Source organism: Pseudoalteromonas sp. Cn5-37, assembly GCF_021532495.1.
Lineage (GTDB): Bacteria > Pseudomonadota > Gammaproteobacteria > Enterobacterales > Alteromonadaceae > Pseudoalteromonas > Pseudoalteromonas simplex.
Window position 1 is genome coordinate 1 of the sequence record NZ_JAKGBA010000038.1, and the last position, 18,786, is coordinate 18,786.

The window sequence follows — 18,786 nt, forward strand, 5'->3', positions numbered from 1 at the left end:
ACATAGAAAAGGCGCTCAATGCGAGGCCGAGAAAATGTCTAGGGTTTAGGCAACCAGCGGTAATATTCGATGAATTACGCAAAGCAGCCTAATTTAGCGAGTGGTGCACTTCGGACTTGAATTCGCGACTAGGTGGGTAGCCCCATTTTCTGGCATTTTATTATTAATATTCCTTACTGATATTCTCGAGAATATAGTCATTATCATCATTAGGAAAAAGAAGAAAATGGTGCAGTATAGAATTGAGTTGAGTATAAACATTTTTTAATATACTTCACCCGGTTACTTATATTTTAGTAAATAAACGCGTAAATCTAGCTATGCTTTAAAAAAGTTATTATACATAGGCTGAGTACAGCTCCGATAATAGAAACCAAATGGATTGCACCAATAATTTTATCTAATGTTCTTGTGTACTTTGCGACAAAACGGCCGTCAAACATAGGCGTCGGTATACGAGAACGTTCGAAAAACATTGCGAATATATAAAATGAAACACTTGCACCAATTCCTTTATCCCAACCAGGCGGAGATACTCCATCTTTTTCCATATGCTTATCTATATACTTAACTGATACTCTATAAAACAGCACTCCTGAAGCAAAAGTAACTACTGTAAATACGAGTAGGAAGTAGAAAATAAAGATTTTAAAGTCCATTTCGCTAGTTCTATTTTATTTAGACTGTATCTAAATACATGGCTGTAAACACACTAATTGTAAGCCCTGCCATTGTGAAAAGGTGCAAGAATGCTAAAACTTTATCTACCGGCCTTGCATGTTTTGCTATAAAACGGCCATCAAAAAGAGGTGTGGGTAATCGCGAGCGTTTAAAAAATATTGCCATAGCGTAAAAAGGGGCGCTAGCGCCAACACCTTTGTCCCAAAGCGGAGGGGTAATATTATCTTTTAGCATTTTTTTATTTATGTGTTTGATAGAAATGCGTGCAAATAAGACCACAAAAATAAACGCTAAAGCCATAAAAATGAACATACTTGCCAGAGCAAACTTATCTATACTAGGCATTATAATAACGGCTCTCTGTCATAAATTTTTTCAGTTAGCGACTTCACTTTTTCGTTCACAAAAAACGATGATTTAAATTCTGTATATAAGCCAGTTCCTATAGCTACAACCCAAACATCAGGCGTTAGCATGAGAAGTGTGCTTGCTGCTAACTTGTGGTGTTAGTTATAACAAAACATATTCTAATAAGACCATAATTGAAATACTAAGAATAAAGCCAAATGTAGAAAGAAGATGTAAAAAAGCGAGAAACTTATCAATTGGCCTTGCATGTTTGGCGACAAACCTACCATCAAATAGTGGTGTAGGCTTACGAGCTCTTTTTAAAAAAATAGCAAGTGCATAAAATGGAGCGCTTGCTCCAAGCCCTTTATCCCAACTAGGTGGGGAAGCCCCATTTTCTAGCATCCTATTATTAATATGCCTTACTGATATTCTCGGGAATATAACAGTCATTATCATCATTAGGAAAAAGAAGAAAATGGTGCAGTATAGAATTGAGTTGAGTATCAACATTAAAACAAATCTTTCATCAAAGGCTGCCTATCATATATGTTTTCTGTTAGCTTTTTGCTTTTTGTATTAACCGCTAGGCTCATTAAAAAACCAGCACCTAACCCAACCCCTAAAGCAACCACCCATCCATATGGGGTTAACATTAGAAATGAAGATAGGGCCGTGGTGACTGATGATGCTGTTATGATACCTGCAAATGTTGAAGCCCCAAAACTAGCTAACTCTGTAGATAAACTTCGCTGCCAGTCCTTATTGTTTTTATAGTCGTTGTAAACTTTGTTCGCTCTAAATGCACCATCAAGTAAAATCATGCCATTGCCAAGCCAGCGTCCGGTATTTTCAATCCGCTTAATTTTATTGAATTCAGCGGTGCTATTTATATCGAGCTTGGCAGAATGCCTTGCTGATTTAGCTATATTGATTCCCCGATTCGGATTAGACCAAACCGTGCCACGACGGCTTGCACGGTTTACACTCATAAAACGTTGCAATTCTGCACGAAACTGACCGTTCAGCTCTTTGAATATACTGAATGCTTTTTGTTCTAATGCAACCATATGATACTTGGGCATTCCTGATTTATGAGCCATGCGAATATCTCTTAAAGCGGCTTCATATTTGTTGGCATAGGTGGCGAACTTTGAACTACGAGCCTGAATTGATGTTGCTCCAGACCCAACTATTCCATGTGTATTTTCAGACAAAAATGGCATAACTTGGTTTTGAAAATCAGAGATAGCCATAAGCGTTTCACTGCCAAAATCGCGAAGCATATATGCAATGTTTCGGCGGGATTGCGCAGGCAATAAATCAAATTGACGAACTATACTTTGCTGTTCATTTGTAGGCGGAGTGTAAGAGTCAGAGTATTCTCTTCGCCATATATATGGCGTGCCTGAAGTAATAACTTGATTTTTTATATGGTTATTGTCTTTGGTAAAGCTGTCTTCTTTATCTTCTTTACATTTCACAAATTCAGCGGTTACTGAATCAATACAAATTCTAATTTCTAAAGCCATAAGTAGTATCCATACTAACTAATCATCCTTATTTAGAGGTTATCTTCATCACTGTAATGAGTCAATGAAGAATAAATAAAATGGGTACATGTTATGTGGCAAATGATTTTTGCTAATAGTTAATGATTCTCTCGTTCACTTATCTTTGTGCGTGACGTTTTGAACCACTGAGGGCACCGAGGCGCTTTGCGCTGCACAGAGAGACAAATACTCACAAGACACTTCACTTTAAAGAAGTACACTTTAATACCTCCTTGTCTTCCTCTGTGTTCTCTATGTCCTCTATGGTTAGAGAAGATCTAATATGTCTATGAAAACATACGTAAAGTAAATACGATAAACCCTCATTGTTTTCTCATTAACTTCTCATTGTGCATAAGAATATTTGAACCACAGAGCACATAAAGGCGCTTCGCGCTTCACAGAGAAAAACAGATACTTACAAAGAGGATAAGAGACGCTGCGCTTCAGAGAAGTAAGTTTTTATACCTCATTATTTTCTCGTTCACTTCTCTCTGTGAAGAAAGAACCTACAGTAAATAAATGCCTGTTTGACGCTATGTAAAACGGCAGCAACATATTTTCTCTATAGTTTTATACTTTTGACTCAACAACATTGCACAATTGATAATTTACTAGCACTATTGAGTTATTAAGACTTCATTCAGAGGTGCTAAATGCACAAAGAGCAAACTCAATGTCAGCCAACAGGTTGTAAACATTGCGAAGACCATTTAGCACTTGGTTTTGATTTTACAATGGCTTTTCAGCCAATCGTTGATTGCACCGATAAACATATTTTTGGCTACGAAGCATTAGTTAGAGGCCTTAATAATGAGTCGGCTTATTCTGTCATTTCGCAAGTAACCGACGAGAATCGCTACACATTCGATCAACTTTGCCGTATTAAAGCTATTTCACTTGCTGCCCAACTGAAAATTGATTCAATCGTGAGCATTAATATTTTACCTAATGCAATTTATAAACCTGAGCGTTGTATAAAAACGACACTTGAAGCTGCTAAGCAATATGATTTTCCGGTAGAACAGATTATGTTCGAGTTTACCGAGGTTGAAAAAGTTGAAGATACTACACATATCAAACGTGTAGTTGATTATTACCAATCTTTGGGGTTTATTACTGCGACCGATGACTTTGGGTCAGGTCATTCTGGGTTAAATTTGTTGGCTGATTTTCAGAGCAATATAATTAAACTCGATATGAATTTAATTAGAGATATACACCTTCACAAAGCAAGACAAATTATTGTTAACCATTGTATAGCCATGTTTGAAGAGCTCAATATTGTTGCTCTTGCAGAAGGCGTAGAAACAGTTGAAGAATACCAGTGGTTGCGCCAAGCTGGTGTTAGCTTAATGCAAGGCTATTTTTTCGCCCACCCTGGGTTTGAGAGCTTGCCAGACGTTGACTTTAGTAAGTTGGATTAAGTGGTTATAACGAGAATCGAATTTAGACAAGGCAAGAGCTGTCAACCTTCAAACGCGCGAAACAAGTTTCACGCCTACGTGTAGCAGCGGATTTATCCCGCGTCATCATCTAGGTTTTAGGTGCTAGGTTCTAGGCGCTTGGACGCGATGTAAAGTCGCTGGTTTCTCATAACTTTACTCTTTTTCGTTGAATTCTTGCTAACCTAAACCATTCCCGGCTAAAGCCAGTCCTACGAATTCCATGCTTGAAACTTGCTAACTTCTTTTAGTATTTAGTCGTATTTATATTATAAATTTTTATTTAGGATGCTAGGCTGAATATTCTTTAAGCATATTGAGAAAGGATAATGATGTTTTTACGCATACTGTTAGTCTCAGCACTTGTTTTATGCTCTTCTGCTAACTTAATCGCAAAAGAACAGCCTCTTAGTTTTGATGCTGAATTAAGCAATTATCAATACGACTTACCCGTTCAATTTTTTAATTTTTCATCACAAAATACGCCATTAAAAATGGCTTATTCTTACCTTAAACCAAGCAATAACATGCCAACCGTTATACTGATGCATGGTAAAAACTTTAATGGCCATTATTGGACCAATACTGCCAACTACCTTAATAGCAAAGGCTATGGCGTATTGATACCGGATCAAATTGGTTTTGGTAAATCGTCAAAGCCTGCTGATTATCAATTTTCGTTTGCTGTATTAGCCAATAACACTCATCAGCTAGTGTCATCTTTAAATATTGAAAACCCTATTGTACTTGGTCACTCAATGGGCGGCATGCTGGCAAGTCGTTACAGCCTGATGTTTTCTAGCCAAGTTAGTAAACTTATTTTGCTAAACCCAATTGGTTTAGAGAACTATTTAAATTATGTGCAATACAAAGACACCGATTTTTTCTATAAAAATGAATTGGCTAAAACACCTGATAAGGTTATTGCTTACCAGAAGAAAAACTATTATGACGGTAAATGGAATGACACTTACGAGCAATTAACCCACTTTATCGGTGGTCAAATTCAAGGCCCTGATCACAAGCAGGTCGCATGGGTTAATGCTAAAACCTACGATATGATTTTTACGCAACCTGTAATAACTGAGTTTGCTCAGTTAAGCATGCCAGTGTCATTAATTATAGGCACACGCGATAGGACTGGCCCTGGCCGTAATTGGAAAAAAGCAGATATTGACTATGAGCTTGGCCGTTACGATAAGTTAGGCAAAGCCGCGGCAAGTATGATCTCAAAATCGCAATTAATTGAATTAGATGATATTGGCCACTTACCTCACATCGAGGATTTTGACCGCTTCAAAGGCGCATTAGACAAAGCTTTATCATTTTAATGTTGCTCGCGCGAAACAAGTTTCGCGCCTACGTGTAGCAGCGGGTTTATCCCGCGTCATTAGTCAGGGTTCTTGGCTCTAGGACGCGATGTGAAATCGCTGCTACAGACTCGCATCTTTTAACTTCCCTTTCCCCTTATCGCTTTTATCTAGCAACTTTATCCACTTTTAGTACCGTTTTTGTGAAAAATAACGACTTATTCATTGATGTAATTACAATTTATATGTAACTTGTGTCGCCCATTTCGCTACGCACTACTATAATATTAAGCGAAATCAACATTTTCATACTAAATACTAGGGATACACAATGAAAAAACTTCCTATTGCATTGGCTCTATGTGCTGCTTTTGTGTCTGCAAACACAATGGCAGAGGTTCGCATAAACGGCTTTGCTTCTATTGTTGGCGGTAAAGCCCTTGACGACGACGCAACCCTTTACGGCTACGATGACGATATTTCATTTAAAAACGAAAGTATGTTTGCATTGCAGCTTTCAGCAGACTTACAAGAAAAGCTAAGCGCTACAGCACAAATTGTGGCTCGTGGTAGTGATGATTTTGATGCTGAGTTCGAATGGGCTTATCTAACTTATGAGTTCAGCGATGAGCTTCAAGTAAGTGCTGGTAAAATGCGTGTACCTTTTTACCGTTATTCAGACTTCTTAGACGTTGGTTACACTTACCGCTGGGTTCGTCCACCGCAATCTGTTTATAACCTTCCGTTTTCAACGTATGAAGGTCTTAGCCTGTTACACAACACACAATTAGGTGATTGGGATTCAACCGTTCAAGTGATTTACGGTAGCTTCGATGGCAACATTGCTGTGGTATCGGTTAATGGCGATACAGAGCTTAATGATATTGCTGGTATCAATTGGACAATGAGCTATGACTGGTTTAGCGCTCGTGCTGCGTACTTTGTTGCAGATACAACAATTGATATTGAAAATGACACTGACGCAGGTGTTGCACTTAATGGCCTTGAGCAGACTCTTAGAGCAGCCGGTTTTGTTGATCAAGCAGATGATATTGCTGTAAACGAAGATGATGGCTCTTTCTTCGCTGTGGGCTTTTCAATTGATTACAACGACATTCTATTTGATGCTGAATACACTGAGTTTGAAGTAGAAAACAGTGCTCTTGCTAAACAAACTCAATACTACACGTCTATTGGTTACCGTATGGATGAGTGGATTGTGCACTTAACTTACGAAAATAATGACGACAAACACGATAGCAACCGCTACAACGCGCTACCTGCAGTACCAGCTTTAAATGCGGGTATTAATCAAGTGCTTGAGGGCGTGAAAGCAAAAAGCAACGTGTATACCATTGGTACGCGTTATGACTTCCACCCATCTGCTGCTTTAAAAGTAGATTTCAGCCGTTTTAAAGATGACATTTCAGATACAGAAACCGACGTTGTAGCTGTTGCTGTTGATTTAGTTTTTTAATTGGAGTTCATAATGAAAAAATTGTTAATCGCGACAGCACTAACGCTATGCTCGCACGCTGTACTTGCTGACGTTGCAGTTATTGTGAACCCAGCAAATAGCAGTGCTATTGACGAAGGTATGATCAAAAAGATTTACCTTGGTAAGGCAAAGTCGTTTGATGATGGCACAAAAGTAAACCCAGTAAACCAAGATGGCACCAGCGTAAGCGATGAGTTTAATGATAAGGTGGTTGGTAAGTCGAGCAGCCAGCTTAACGCTTATTGGTCGAAACTGGTGTTTACTGGTAAAGGTACTCCGCCTGAGAAACTAGCTAATGATCAAGCTGTGATTGACTTTGTTGCAGGTAATGCTGATGGTATTGGTTATATCGATGCAGCAAAAGTAACTGATAAAGTTAAAGTGGTTGGTACTTTTTAAGTTCTACTACGGTTAATAAAAAACCAGGCGATGCCTGGTTTTTTATGCGCTAAAATTACTCGACTTTAAATTTAGCTGTGGCGTCGAGTAACGAATCAGAGAGGTAATGAAGGTTCTTCGCTACATCACGTACTGCCGATAATGAATCCATTGTTTCTTCAAACGACATATGCATATTCGTCACATTATCAACTACCATACTAGCAACAGATGTTTGCTCTTCGGTAGCTGCGGCAATTTGCGAATTCATACCGTTAATTTCTAATATCTGTTCAGAGATTTTATCAATCGATTGCCCTGTATTTTCAGCGGCCTCTGCATTATTTGTAGCCATATCTCGGGCTGAGTTCATTGCATTTACCGCATGGCTTGCTGCTGTGGTTAATGTAGAAAGCAGCTCTCTGATTTCATTCGTCGACTGCGATGTTCTTGAAGCAAGCTCACGCACTTCGTCAGCTACAACCGCAAAGCCTCGGCCTTGTTCACCTGCACGTGCAGCTTCAATCGCAGCATTTAACGCGAGTAAGTTAGTTTGTTCTGCAATCGAGGTAATAACGTTTAAAATTTGCGTCACATTCTTGGTGTCATTTGCCAGCTGGTTTATTGTTGAAGCCGCTTGGTTTATTTCTTCACTTAATGTTTTTGATTCTGTCACAGAACGCTGTATTTGCGTTCGACTTTGCTCAACTTCTCGCTCGGCTGTTTGCGCAGCTTGTGATGCATTTGCTGCTGAATGAGAAATATCAGCGACACTCTGGCGCATTTCTTCCATTGATTGCTTAACTATTTCAGCATCTGATGTTTGTTTAGTTGTGGCACGCTCGGCACGCTCCATGCCTTGTACAAGTCGTGTTGAGTTCTCCATTAATGGCTCACAAACCGCTATAACCTCAAGTACCGCAGCTTTTAACAGCTGTATAAACGCGTTGAAGTTAATCGAAACTTGACCGATTTCATCTTTAGCGTGTACTTCAAGTTGTGTGCTTAGAGAGCCTTTGCCGTCTGCTAATAGGCGTAAGTTATCTGCCGCTGCGCTGGCCGATGAACCGATTCCACGGGCAATCCAAATTGAGGTAACAACCAATAAAATAAGTGAGACTACAGACACTACAAGCATTAAATTTAGTGCGTTGTCTGAACGCGCTTTGGTTGCTTGTACAAGTTCAAAAAAGCGATCATCTGCGCGGGTTTGTGCTCGTTTAAAGCCAGCTAGAACGGCCTCATACTGCTGCGTTTTTTGCTGTGCTTGTTGCTGAATTTTACTAAAGTCGGCGGTGCCGTCGATCATTGAAGTTGCTATGCTTGACGAGGTTTGTGCATAAAGCTCTAATTGTTTTTTGGTATCGGCATGCACGTAGCTGTCGTTGATACTGATGATATTTTGTAGATTTTCATTAATCGTTTTATACGTTTGCGCTGCACTATCAACTAAATCTGACTCACCAAATGTTACCGCTTGAGTGTATAACTCATCTAGTTTTTCGAGTAGCGCAACGTTTGCTGAAGTGAGTTTAACGACCTGATATGATGACTTTTCCAGCTCGTCGAGCGAGATCTTGTTGTCATTCATGGCTATAAAATTGGTTACTACTATGATCACGAATGCCGTAATGGCAATACATGTTATGGCGTGTATTTTTTTTGTGATGCTCAAGTTATTGAAAGAAATACCTGCAGACATTGAATCCACCTTTGCTGTCATATTACTTAGTATTATCGCCCGATTTCCCTAAAGTATTAACTATATTTATATATTTTCAGGTTTTTTTCGTAATTCGTTCAGTTTGTGGAAGTCTTGTAGGAGGTACTTCAGTGCCGAACCAAAAATAATGAGCTTTCAACCTTCAGCTCTCAGACGCGCGAAACAAGTTTCACGCCTACGAATGAAACATGGGCGCTAGGACGCGATGTGAAATCGCTGCTACCTCACATCTCGTTACTCGCACCTTTCCCCTCGTAACTTGAAAATCGCTAACTTAGTCATTTCCCGGCTTAAGCCAGTCCTACGGGGAAACATTAGGTTTTAGGACGCGATGTAAAATCACAACTTTCATTTCTTTTTAATAGCGTTATTAGGGGCTGATCTGTATAATCCGCGGCCTATTATTTACCCTATTGCTTGTTTATTTTCGCAGTTGCTGCGCCCATAACCCTGTCAGTATTTTTCTAGGAATAATTCGTTGATTTCAACCGCAAATATCACCATGCAGTTTGGTGCAGAGCCTCTGTTTGAGAACATTTCAGCTAAATTTGGTAACGGTAACCGCTATGGTTTAATTGGCGCGAATGGCTGCGGCAAATCGACCTTTATGAAAATTCTAAGTGGTGCGCTTGTGCCAACGTCTGGCAATGTGTCGATTGCGCCGGGTTTAAAGCTAGGTACGCTAAGCCAAGATCAGTTTGCGTTTGAGCAATACACTGTGGTTGATGCGGTGATCATGGGTGATGCAGAACTTTGGAAAGTTAAACAAGAGCGCGACCGTATCTATTCGCTGCCAGAAATGAGTGAAGAAGACGGCATGAAAGTCGCTGAACTTGAAAGCATTTTTGCCGAAATGGATGGCTACACAGCAGAAAGCCGTGCAGAAGAAATTTTGATCCAAGCGGGTATTGAGCAAGAGTTTCATTACGGCTTAATGGCAAACGTTGCGCCGGGCTGGAAGCTTCGTGTGCTTTTAGCACAAGCGCTGTTTGCAAACCCAGATATTTTGCTACTTGATGAGCCAACCAATAACCTTGATATTCATACTATTACTTGGCTAGCTAACGAGCTTAACCAGCGTAAGTGTACGATGATTATTATCTCGCACGACCGTCACTTCTTAAACTCGGTATGTACACATATGGCCGATATCGATTACGGTGAGCTAAGAATTTATCCTGGTAACTACGAAAAGTGGATCGAAGCTTCAAGCTTGCAACGCGAACAACTACTAGCTGAAAACGCAAAGAAGAGCGCTGAAATAGACGAGCTACAAGAGTTCGTAAATCGCTTTGGTGCCAATGCATCAAAAGCAAAATTAGCCAGCTCTCGTGCTAAGCGCATGGATAAAATTAAGCTTGATGAAGTAAAAGCATCAAGCCGTATTAGCCCATCACTTCGTTTTGACGAAGGCAAAAAGATGTATCGCCAAGCATTAGAGCTTACTAAGCTAGGTCATGGTTTTGAGGGTGAAACCCTGTTCAGCGGTGGTGACTTATTACTAGAAGCCGGCGCTAAGCTTGCGGTTATTGGTGAAAACGGTGTTGGTAAAACCACCCTATTACGTTGCCTAGTGAATGAATTACAAAGTAACGAAGGTGTGGTTAAGTGGTCTGAAAATGCCAGCATTGGTTATTGCCCACAAGATAGCAGCAAAGACTTTGATAACGACTTAACTTTATTTGATTGGATGTCGCAGTGGCGCACCGCTAAGCACAACGATTTAATGGTTCGTGCTATGTTAGGCCGTTTATTATTCACCGCAGACGACGCTAACAAAAAAGCACGTAACTGCTCGGGTGGTGAAAAGAACCGCCTATTGTTTGGTAAGCTCATGATGCAAGACATCAACGTGCTCATTATGGACGAGCCAACCAACCACATGGATATGGAAGCCATTGAAGCACTCAATAACGCATTAAAAGATTACCAAGGCACACTGATTTTTGTGAGCCACGACCGTGAGTTTGTATCGTCATTAGCGACTCGCATCATCGATATTAAAGATCAACAGCTTATCGATTTTCAGGGCACGTTTGACGAATATATGGATCATGTCGCGCAACAAGCGCAATAACCCCCTCTTCAAATAGGTGAGCAAGTTTGCTCACCCTTTTTGTTTACGTTCAGTTACATAATACCTTTGACTGACTTACCTTATTTGGGTAATTTGCATTTCTTTTACACAGAAAACAACATTTTAAAGGATGTAAATGAATAAGCTACTTAGCGTATCGGCACTGACTCTGGCTCTAACAGCCTGTGGTGGCGGGTCATCAACAGACAAAAAGCCAGATGCAGAAGCGACAAAAAATACCGCCCCTACTCTATCTGGATCACTCACACTCTCTACCAAAGCACTTGAATCAGCCAACTTAGTTGTTGATATTAAAGATGAGCAAAACGACAGTGTGACAACCACGATTATTGATAAGCCACAGTGGCTAAGTGTCACGACCAGCAGCAATCAAGTGACTTTTAATGCTGAGCCGAGCCTATTTGAAGTAGCTAACCATTCTTTTACTGTAGAAGTGTCTGACGGTAAGGCAAGTAATCAATACACTTTAACCGTAAATGTCGCTGAAAACCGTGCAGCATGGCAACCTATTGAGCTTAGCAATAACGAAGTGATAGGTAACTGGCAATCAAGCGATGGCAGTGTACAGTTGGTATTTGCTAGCGAAGATGCAGGTGTAATCGCTCAAAATGGTGAGTTAAGTCGTTTTGAATGGTCGAACCCTGATGTCATTGCGTTAAATACCCAAGCGATTGATTGCTTGCATGAGTGTAATCAACAAGCCTTACTTGAAATGGAAGTGTTGGCTAAGCGCGATGATGCTATTCGTGTTGAGCTATTTAATGTTTCAACCGATAAAGGCGAAGTTGTCACCCTTTATAAATCAAATGCAGAGTTTAGCTCTGAGTACTACGCTGATGTGGATCAAAGCTCGTTCCACTCTGTTAATTATTTAAGTACAACGGGCGAGGAAAGTTACTTTGAAGTATCGCTAGCAAGCTATATTCCAACGGCTTCAGGAAGCACTACGTCGTATACTTATGCTGACTTTTCGGCAACGTTAGAGGGTAAAGCATTAAAAATTAACAGTGATACATTAGTTACGACTCAAAACACAAAGCAATTGAGTAACCTTGGTCATGAAGTAGATGTCGCATTTGATCTTAATCTAATTGATGCAGAAGTTATTGCTCAGTTTGATGACTTTTTAGTGCTAAAACTACGTCATGTTTTAACTTATAAAGATGAAAGTGCACAGAATATTATTAATGAATCAACCGAACTGGCTGAAGCTCTGCTAGAAAAAACATCGATTAGCGCACTTCGAAAACTTACCCCTGTTACAGTTCCTGAGCTGACAGTAGGTAAATCATATACTGGTCGTTTAAATAATAAAAATTCAGATACGGGCGAAGGTTTAACGTTCCGTTATGTACCCACATTTTTTACAATCACTGCAGCCGACACAGCAACGGTCACATTCAATACACCTAAAAGTACTGACTCATTTAAATGGCATTACAACTTAGACAATAACGGCGAAACCGTTAAAGTAATGGGTAATGGCCTAGAAACGAGCTTACAATTTTTCACTCAGCCTGATGGCAAAATGATCATGGCACGCGAGCGTAATAAAGAGCAGCGCCAAGCTCGCTTAGGGTATGAGTTCATAGAAGTAGTGGATGATTCAAGCATCACACTCGATGACTATAAGCATCTATTTAGCTACTTACGTCAAAATTATACCAGCAGTAGCCAGAAAATATACTGGTATATAAATGATGATGGTAAAGGCAGCTTCTATTATGCTGACCAATATGGCCTTGAAAATAGAGCTGACTTTACACCAAGTAGCTATTGGCAATTAGAAGCTGACAACAGCATTAGCTTTGCAATGATGTCGCAGTGCCCAAATGCAGTTGATTACGCTAGCTGTAAAGATGAAGTATTAGCAAATCAAGAAGTTGCCTATTCATCATTATTTAATTTCAAAATTCTTGCTAAAGACGGTAATAAATACCTTTTTGACCGCCTGTTTTGGCAAAGTACGTATGCTTACAGCGAAAGAGAATTAAAAGAGAGTATTTTTCAAAATAGCTATTGGTTTGGGATTGAGAAATAAAGGAGCTTACAGCGGTGCGCGAAACAAGTTTCACGCCTACTTTGTAGAAGCGGGTTTATCCCGCGTCATCAGCGAGTTCTGGGCGCTAGGACGCGATGTGAAATCGCTGCTACTTGTTCGGCGTTAAAACGCCACCTACATCTCGTCACTTTCCCCTTGTAACTCGCTAACTTCTCTAAATAAAAAAGGCCACACAGTTAAACTGTGTGGCCTTTGTACTTAACGGAATTTTAAATTAAATGTCGAAGCGGTCGGCGTTCATTACTTTCACCCATGCGTCGACAAAGTCTTTTACAAAACGTTCATTGTTGTCGTCTTGTGCGTAAAACTCTGCATAAGAGCGAAGGATTGAGTTTGAACCAAACACTAAATCAACACGTGTTGCTGTCCATTTAGTTGCACCTGTGCTGCGCTCAACAATATCATAAAGACCCTTACTTGTTGGCTTCCATGTGTAAGCCATATCGGTTAGGTTTACGAAAAAGTCGGTGCTGAGTGTGCCTACATTATCTGTAAACACGCCATGCTTAGAGCCGCCGTGGTTAGTGCCAAGTACACGCATACCACCAACAAGAGCGGTCATTTCTGGTGCTGTTAAGCCCATTAATTGCGTACGCTCTAACATTAGCTCTTCTGCTGATACCGCGTAATCTTTCTTCAACCAGTTACGGAAACCATCATGAATTGGCTCAAGTACGTCGAACGAGTCTGCATCTGTCATCTCGTCTGTGGCATCACCACGACCCGGCGCAAATGGCACGGTGATGTCAACGCCCGCTGCTTTTGCTGCTTGTTCAACCGCTGCTGACCCACCAAGTACAATTAAATCGGCGAGGCTTACTGGTTTGCTTAAACCCGCTTTCACTGATTCCAGTGCGCTTAATACTTTAGCTAAACGCTCTGGCTCGTTACCTTGCCAATCTTTTTGCGGTGCTAAACGAATACGAGCACCGTTTGCACCACCGCGATGGTCTGAGCCACGGTAAGTACGGGCGCTATCCCATGCTGTAGCGATTAAATCTGCTTGGCTTACACCACAGTTAAGTAGCTTGGTTTTAAGTTCGCTAATTTCGCTGTCAGATAATGTGTAATCAACCGCAGGGATCGGATCTTGCCAGATCAGATCTTCGCTTGGTACATCGGCACCCAAATAACGTGATTTAGGGCCTAGGTCACGGTGCGTCAGTTTGAACCATGCGCGTGCAAACACATCACTAAAATATTCAAAATCATCGTTAAATCGTTCAATAATTTTACGATAGGTTGGGTCCATCTTCATCGCCATATCGGCGTCGGTCATGATGGGGTTTAAACGAATTGATGGATCTTCAACATCAACTGGTTTGTCTTCTTCTTTAATATCGATTGGTTCCCACTGCCACGCACCTGCAGGGCTCTTCTTAAGTTCCCATTCGTAGTTAAGCAATAAGTAGCAATAACCGTTATCCCACTTAGTTGGATGAGTAGTCCACGCGCCTTCGATGCCCGAGGTCATGGTATCGCGGCCAATACCGCGTGAGTTGTGGTTGTTCCAACCAAGACCTTGTTCAAATACATCCGCGGCTTCTGGCTCAGGGCCAACGTTTTCTTCGCTACCATTACCATGGGTTTTACCCACGGTATGACCACCAACTGTAAGTGCGGCAGTTTCTTCGTCATCCATTGCCATACGGGCAAAAGTTTCGCGAACTTGTTCTGCTGTTTTAAGTGGATCAGGGTTACCATTCACCCCTTCTGGGTTTACGTAAATTAAGCCCATTTGTACCGCTGCTAATGGGTTTTCCATGGTATCTGGTTTTTCAACATTCGAGTAACGCTCGTCACTTGGTGCTAGCCATTCTTTTTCAGCGCCCCAGTAAACGTCTTTTTCAGGATGCCAGATATCTTCACGGCCCCCCGCGAAACCAAAGGTTTTTAAACCCATTGACTCATAAGCCATATTACCAGCTAGGATTATTAAATCGGCCCAAGAAAGCTTGTTACCGTATTTCTTTTTAATTGGCCAAAGTAAACGACGTGCTTTGTCTAAGTTTGCGTTGTCTGGCCATGAATTTAATGGTGCAAAGCGTTGGTTACCTGTACCGCCGCCACCGCGTCCATCCTCTAAACGGTATGAACCCGCTGAGTGCCACGCCATACGGATCATTAAACCACCGTAATGGCCCCAGTCAGCTGGCCACCATTCTTGGCTTTCGGTCATTAAGTTTTTTAAGTCGGTTTTAACGGCTTCAAGATCAAGAGATTTGAATGCTTTAGCGTAATTAAAATCTTTGCCGTAAGGGTTCGTTTTGCTGTCGTGTTGGTGAAGAATGTCGAAATTGAGTGCGTTTGGCCACCAGTCAGTATTTGATTGAGCGGTGACAGTGTTACTACCATGCATTACTGGGCATTGGCCCGTTTTTCCATTACTCATTGCTTGCTCCTCATAAGCTTAAAATACGACGAAAGCTAGTTTACTTAGCATCATCATAAATAAAGATTTCTATTGGTTTTGAATAACTAATAACTCAAAAGTTCCTGTTGTTTAAAACTATAGGAGCACTACATAAATAAAGCTAGATCTTGAACATGGTTTTAAATCGATTGATTCGATAGAAAAATACGATTTGATTCATTTTACAAAACAGTCCATTTTATAAAGGTCTTTTTACTGCGAGTAGCCCTTATGAAAACAATTAATCCTGATGTTGCTAGACAATTAAGCATTAACTTTTTTATCGCCAATTTACCTATTTTAATGTTAACAGGGCTGGTAGTTGCTTCGCTTGTGGGGTTAACGTTTAGAAGCTCATTATTGTTTTGGCTGACGCTATTGGTTACACCTTTAAGCATTAATTATTTATACTCGAAAAAACGCATAAAGCAGTTTTGCAAAAACAACAAGTGCACCGATATATCATGTCTCGCTAAGCAAACTGATTAATTTTTAATTTTATTACCCAGTCACCAGATTATTTAGCCCTCAACTTGTATAAATATTAATTAGTTATGCGAGTTTTATAGGCAGTTTAAAATTAACTGTCATGCCATTAGAAGGTGAACTCGCAGCACTCACTTCACCTTGTAATGCTTGCGTTGCAAGGTTATAAACGATTGACATTCCTAATCCACTTCCACCTGAGCCGCGCTTCGTAGTAAAAAAGGGCTCAAACACTTTATGCAAAGTTTCTGTATCCATGCCATGGCCATTATCTTTGTAGCAAAGCAAATAAACACCTTGTGCTTCGTCAATATTAACCGATATGTTTATTTGGTTGTCTTGGCGTCCCACAAAACCATGAACGCAACTATTATTAACCAAATTCATTATGATTTGACTCAAAGCTCCAGGGACTGTGATCAACTCAAAGTCATCGACACAATTCACATTTACACTGACGTTATGACTACGGGTTAAAGGCATTAAGCTGTGTAGAATGTTTTCTAAGTAGTCTTTAATGTTGGTTTCTAATAAATCGAGTGAAGATTGATCTACTGCCGTTTGTTTAAAGTCGCTGATTAATTTTGCTGCTCGCTCTAAATTAGTGAATGATATTTTAAAACATTCGTTTAAATGATTAATACTCTCTATCAGCGCAGCCTTAGTTAACGTATTTGACTGTATAAGCTTATCAACTTCAGAGAGTTTGTCTTTTGCCGAACTGTTTGCAGTCACCGCGATACCTATTGGCGTATTAACTTCATGTGCAATTCCAGCAACCAGATTACCCAATGAAGCCATTTTTTCTGCTTCAATAAGTTTTTCTTGCATCTCGGTAAGTTCAGATAAGGTTTTCTCGAGCGTTCGAGTGCGTTCAACAACACGCTCCTCTAGGTGCTGATTAGCGCGTTCAAGCTCTGCGTTTATACGTTCATTTTCTTGTGCTGATAGCGCTCTGCCGTATAGATCTGCTAATGCGCCTATAAATGAGCATTCATCTTCTGTCCAATGTCGCTCACTACCAATGTGCTCACAACAAAATATACCGATCATTTTTCCTTTATAGCGAATTGGTGCATCGAGCATAGCGCCAATATTAAGTGGTGTTAGGTAGCTTTCGCTAAATTCGTAGGTAGCAGGATCAGTATGCGCATCAACCGCTGTTATTGTGCGTTGCGTATCAAGTGCTTTGAAATAGTCAGGGTATGCGTCCCGGGGAAGCACTAGCATTTGAATTTCTTTACCATTTTCTCTGTCGAGTAATAAACGGCACTCTATTGCTGTATTTTCTTTATTAAGTAACCAAATGCCGGCACGCCCGATTTCAAGTCCATCGAGAACAGCATTAAGGATTAGCCGTTCAGCTAATTCAACATTTCCACTATCGAGATCAGACGAAATTGATACACCATAAAGCAGTTGTACTAGTTGCTGGCGCATATTCTCACCTTTTAGTTTTAGTATCCTTTAAGTTTAGACGAACAAACTCAATATCGCATGTAGATTAATTTTTTTTAGAAACTCTTTAAGTATTAAGTAGTTGTTCAGATAAAAATGAGTATATTGTACCTAACTCCTGTTGATACCCCTTACGACTTTATGTTGTTTAAGCAGTTTGGCCAGCTCTCCCCCGAGCTGGTTTTTTTTTGCCTAGTCCCTAGTGCTCACGCATGTTACAGTTACCTCAGTAATCACCAAAAATTAATATGTTATGCGTTATACCCTAATTTTAATCACTTTTTTAATGAGCTTTAGCCCATTTGTAGCAGCTCAAAATGAGCCACAAAACCGCCCAGCATTAACTGAAGCAGAGCAACAGCAAGGACTCGATAAGCTTCAAGAACCTATGTATAAACCATTGTTAGAGCGCTATATTCTTGATGAATTAAAAGCGGTGCGCCAAGACCAACAAAAACTACGCGAAGATGTGACAAAACAAGTTGCTCATACACAACTTGATACTGCCGACCGTGCATTAACTTATACAACAGACACCATTAATAATGTGTTTTTCATTATTACCATTACCGCTTCAATCTTGGTCTTAGTCGGTTGGAATTCCCTACGTGATGTGAAAAATAAAGTAGAAGATATTGTTAATACACGCGTGAGTGCGATTACAAAAGAATATGAAGAGCGCCTAAAAGTACTCGAAGAAAAACTACGTGAGCGGTCTGAAGAGATCTTATTAAACCAACAAAAGATCTCAATCACCAATGAAGTTCATTCTTTATGGATGCGTGCCAATTTAGAAAGCGATGTTGCAAATAAGATTGAGATTTTTGACGAGATCTTAAAACGTAAACCAGAAGACGTAGAAGCCATTGCCTATAAAGCAGATGCTCTGTTAGAAATTAACGAAACAGGTGAGGCTATCGAGCTTTGTAATCAAGCATTAGAAATTGATAGCGACTACGGCTACGCATACTGGCAACGTGCTTGTGCCTATGCATTACTACACAAACACGCCGATGCAATGGCTGATATTCGTATGGCTCTTGAATATTCTCCTAACCTACGTAACGAGCTATTACACGAAAGCGCGTTTGCCAGCCTACACGACAACGACAGCTTTAATTCGTTGTTAAATGAATCGGCATAGCCGAACCCCATGTAGCAGCGGGTTTATCCCGCGTCATAGGCACTAGGGTTTAGGTTTTAGGTCCTAGTACCCTTTCACATATATTTTGATCAGTTGCCCTTACTTAAATTCAGGTAACTGATCTTTTCCAATCAATAATTCAATACTCCTGCTTTTTCCAGTAACTGATGTTATAAATTTCTTCTTCTT

General features: G+C 40.3%; 14 protein-coding genes. 7 read left to right on the forward strand and 7 right to left on the reverse strand.

Annotation, left to right across the window (positions count from 1 at the left end):
- Positions 1-314: 314 nt before the first annotated feature.
- The 4 genes from L1266_RS20415 to L1266_RS20430 form a co-directional block, all read right to left on the reverse strand.
- Positions 315-659 carry a hypothetical protein gene (locus L1266_RS20415; protein WP_166338281.1) on the reverse strand — a complete coding sequence of 115 codons (345 nt, stop codon included), beginning with the start codon at positions 657-659 and terminating at the stop codon, positions 315-317.
- 19 nt (positions 660-678) lie between these two features.
- Entirely contained in the window at positions 679-1,026 is a 348-nt protein-coding gene (locus L1266_RS20420) for a hypothetical protein (protein ID WP_166338279.1), read from the reverse strand.
- A gap of 165 nt (positions 1,027-1,191) precedes the next feature.
- Complete coding sequence (locus L1266_RS20425; RefSeq protein ID WP_138618980.1) at positions 1,192-1,482, reverse strand: hypothetical protein; 291 nt, start codon at positions 1,480-1,482, stop codon at positions 1,192-1,194.
- 59 nt (positions 1,483-1,541) lie between these two features.
- Positions 1,542-2,561 (reverse strand): hypothetical protein, encoded by a 1,020-nt coding sequence (locus tag L1266_RS20430; RefSeq protein ID WP_054553416.1) that lies wholly within the window; start codon positions 2,559-2,561, stop codon positions 1,542-1,544.
- A gap of 677 nt (positions 2,562-3,238) precedes the next feature.
- Here L1266_RS20430 and L1266_RS20435 point away from each other — a divergent pair.
- From L1266_RS20435 to L1266_RS20450, 4 genes are all read left to right on the forward strand, one after another.
- Positions 3,239-4,009, forward strand: a complete 771-nt coding sequence (locus L1266_RS20435) for an EAL domain-containing protein (RefSeq protein WP_166338277.1) — start codon at positions 3,239-3,241, stop codon at positions 4,007-4,009.
- 347 nt (positions 4,010-4,356) lie between these two features.
- Positions 4,357-5,358: an alpha/beta fold hydrolase gene (locus tag L1266_RS20440; RefSeq protein WP_235378246.1), complete on the forward strand. Its 1,002-nt coding sequence runs from the start codon at positions 4,357-4,359 to the stop codon at positions 5,356-5,358.
- Between the two features lie 310 nt (positions 5,359-5,668).
- Entirely contained in the window at positions 5,669-6,814 is a 1,146-nt protein-coding gene (locus L1266_RS20445) for a porin (RefSeq protein WP_054553413.1), read from the forward strand.
- A 12-nt stretch (positions 6,815-6,826) separates the two neighbouring features.
- Positions 6,827-7,234, forward strand: coding sequence for a hypothetical protein (locus tag L1266_RS20450; protein WP_054553412.1), 408 nt, complete (start codon positions 6,827-6,829; stop codon positions 7,232-7,234).
- Between the two features lie 55 nt (positions 7,235-7,289).
- On the opposite strand, the gene L1266_RS20455 is transcribed toward L1266_RS20450, so the two are convergent.
- Positions 7,290-8,915 carry a methyl-accepting chemotaxis protein gene (locus tag L1266_RS20455; RefSeq protein WP_235378247.1) on the reverse strand — a complete coding sequence of 542 codons (1,626 nt, stop codon included), beginning with the start codon at positions 8,913-8,915 and terminating at the stop codon, positions 7,290-7,292.
- Positions 8,916-9,414: 499 nt separating this feature from the next.
- On the opposite strand from L1266_RS20455, the gene L1266_RS20460 reads away from it, so the two are divergent.
- Positions 9,415-11,013: an ABC-F family ATPase gene (locus L1266_RS20460; RefSeq protein WP_082389270.1), complete on the forward strand. Its 1,599-nt coding sequence runs from the start codon at positions 9,415-9,417 to the stop codon at positions 11,011-11,013.
- 136 nt (positions 11,014-11,149) lie between these two features.
- Positions 11,150-13,075, forward strand: coding sequence for a hypothetical protein (locus L1266_RS20465; protein ID WP_235378248.1), 1,926 nt, complete (start codon positions 11,150-11,152; stop codon positions 13,073-13,075).
- Positions 13,076-13,310: 235 nt separating this feature from the next.
- Here the strand turns inward: L1266_RS20465 and katG are convergent, their stop codons facing one another.
- Together katG and L1266_RS20475 are read right to left on the reverse strand one after the other, a co-directional pair.
- On the reverse strand, positions 13,311-15,488 hold the full coding sequence (gene katG / locus L1266_RS20470; protein ID WP_235378249.1) for a catalase/peroxidase HPI: 2,178 nt from the start codon (positions 15,486-15,488) through the stop codon (positions 13,311-13,313).
- Between the two features lie 573 nt (positions 15,489-16,061).
- The gene (locus L1266_RS20475; protein ID WP_138600148.1) at positions 16,062-17,435 is read right to left on the reverse strand and encodes a GAF domain-containing sensor histidine kinase; all 1,374 of its coding nucleotides are present in this window, start codon (positions 17,433-17,435) and stop codon (positions 16,062-16,064) included.
- 271 nt (positions 17,436-17,706) lie between these two features.
- Between L1266_RS20475 and L1266_RS20480 the strand changes: the two genes are divergently transcribed.
- Positions 17,707-18,597, forward strand: a complete 891-nt coding sequence (locus tag L1266_RS20480) for a tetratricopeptide repeat protein (RefSeq protein WP_054553406.1) — start codon at positions 17,707-17,709, stop codon at positions 18,595-18,597.
- Positions 18,598-18,786: the final 189 nt, after the last annotated feature.

Bases quoted from the DNA above. Each gene is read 5' to 3' on its own strand.
- L1266_RS20415 (WP_166338281.1), bottom strand. From the start codon at position 659: ATGGACTTTAAAATCTTTATTTTCTACTTCCTACTCGTATTTACAGTA.
- L1266_RS20420 (WP_166338279.1), bottom strand. From the start codon at position 1,026: ATGCCTAGTATAGATAAGTTTGCTCTGGCAAGTATGTTCATTTTTATG.
- L1266_RS20425 (WP_138618980.1), bottom strand. From the start codon at position 1,482: ATGACTGTTATATTCCCGAGAATATCAGTAAGGCATATTAATAATAGG.
- L1266_RS20430 (WP_054553416.1), bottom strand. From the start codon at position 2,561: ATGGCTTTAGAAATTAGAATTTGTATTGATTCAGTAACCGCTGAATTT.
- L1266_RS20435 (WP_166338277.1), top strand. From the start codon at position 3,239: ATGCACAAAGAGCAAACTCAATGTCAGCCAACAGGTTGTAAACATTGC.
- L1266_RS20440 (WP_235378246.1), top strand. From the start codon at position 4,357: ATGATGTTTTTACGCATACTGTTAGTCTCAGCACTTGTTTTATGCTCT.
- L1266_RS20445 (WP_054553413.1), top strand. From the start codon at position 5,669: ATGAAAAAACTTCCTATTGCATTGGCTCTATGTGCTGCTTTTGTGTCT.
- L1266_RS20450 (WP_054553412.1), top strand. From the start codon at position 6,827: ATGAAAAAATTGTTAATCGCGACAGCACTAACGCTATGCTCGCACGCT.
- L1266_RS20455 (WP_235378247.1), bottom strand. From the start codon at position 8,915: ATGTCTGCAGGTATTTCTTTCAATAACTTGAGCATCACAAAAAAAATA.
- L1266_RS20465 (WP_235378248.1), top strand. From the start codon at position 11,150: ATGAATAAGCTACTTAGCGTATCGGCACTGACTCTGGCTCTAACAGCC.
- katG (WP_235378249.1), bottom strand. From the start codon at position 15,488: ATGAGTAATGGAAAAACGGGCCAATGCCCAGTAATGCATGGTAGTAAC.
- L1266_RS20475 (WP_138600148.1), bottom strand. From the start codon at position 17,435: ATGCGCCAGCAACTAGTACAACTGCTTTATGGTGTATCAATTTCGTCT.
- L1266_RS20480 (WP_054553406.1), top strand. From the start codon at position 17,707: ATGCGTTATACCCTAATTTTAATCACTTTTTTAATGAGCTTTAGCCCA.